The sequence below is a fragment of the Streptomyces europaeiscabiei genome, assembly GCF_001550375.1.
Classification (GTDB): Bacteria; Actinomycetota; Actinomycetes; order Streptomycetales; family Streptomycetaceae; genus Streptomyces; species Streptomyces europaeiscabiei.
Map to the genome: position 1 here is coordinate 1 of NZ_LRTR01000560.1, position 1049 is coordinate 1049.

Here is a 1049-nt window from a genome sequence, read left to right on the forward strand (position 1 = left end):
GGCCCCCGGACACGGCGACCTCGACCAGTCGGCGCAGCCGCCACAACGGGGCCTCGGCGAGCGGGTCGGGCGGGACACCCACGAGGCCGTCCACGGTGGGCAGGTCGCCCGGTGGCGGGAAGTGCGTGCCCTGGAGCCGGTCGTAACCCAGATCGGCGTGGCCCTGCCAGCCGTCCGGCAGCCGCAGGGTCGCGTCCGTGTCCGGGGCCGGTCCGATCGCGAGAGGGCGGAGCGTGGCGGCGCGGTCGGGTTCGAGGCGGCCGAGCACGCGCAGCCGCAGGCCGGGCCGCGCGGCGAGCTGAAGGAAGTTGGCGGTGTGCGCGAGGTCGGGGTGAGCGTTGGCCGGCGTCAGCCGGACGAGGAGGCCCTCGGTGGCCGAATGCCCGGCGGGGGACAGCTCGCGGGCGAGCAGGTGGTCGCCCGCCGCGCCGACGAGGACCAGGTCACAGCCGATCAGTGTGCGCGCGGCCTGCTCGGCCTGTTCGGGGTCGGCGCCGGGGCTGCCCGTCAGCCGTTCGGCGACCGCCTCAGCCAAGGGGCGGGTGAAGAGGGCAGCGAGCGGCCCCGACGTCCAGGAGAGACCGGCGAGCGGAGTGGCCCGCACTCCCTTGCCGGAACCGAGGCGGCCGTCCGGGGAGAGCGTGGCGCCGGAGATCAGCAGTCCGCCACGGGAGAGCTGGGCGTGGTCGAGGGTGCCGGAGCCGAGGGCGACGGTGGCCGTGGCGGCACCCCGGGCGCGGGCCGGGCCGCCCGGTTTGACGTCGGCGACGGAGAACCAGCGCCCGTCGTCGGAGACGAGATGGGTGACGACACCGCCGTAGCCGGTGGCCGAGATCACCGGCTCCCGGCACACACCGTGCACCCGCAGACCGCCGCCCGGCCGGTAGGCGCGGCGGGCCGTGCCGACGAGGGCGGGGTCCGGGTCCGCCGCCGACAACAGACCGGTGGTGAGCAGCAGTTCGCGCACGTTGGCGACCAGGTCGGCCAGCCGGTGGCCGTCGTGCCGGGCACGGGCACCGCGCAGCCCGCGCACGACCCACAGGGCGGCC

1 pseudogene is annotated in these 1049 nt (G+C 77.0%); it reads right to left on the bottom strand.

The features are described 5' to 3' along the window. A pseudogene (locus AWZ10_RS27375) lies at window positions 1-1033 on the bottom strand (hypothetical protein); the annotation flags it as partial. Window positions 1034-1049: the final 16 nt, after the last annotated feature.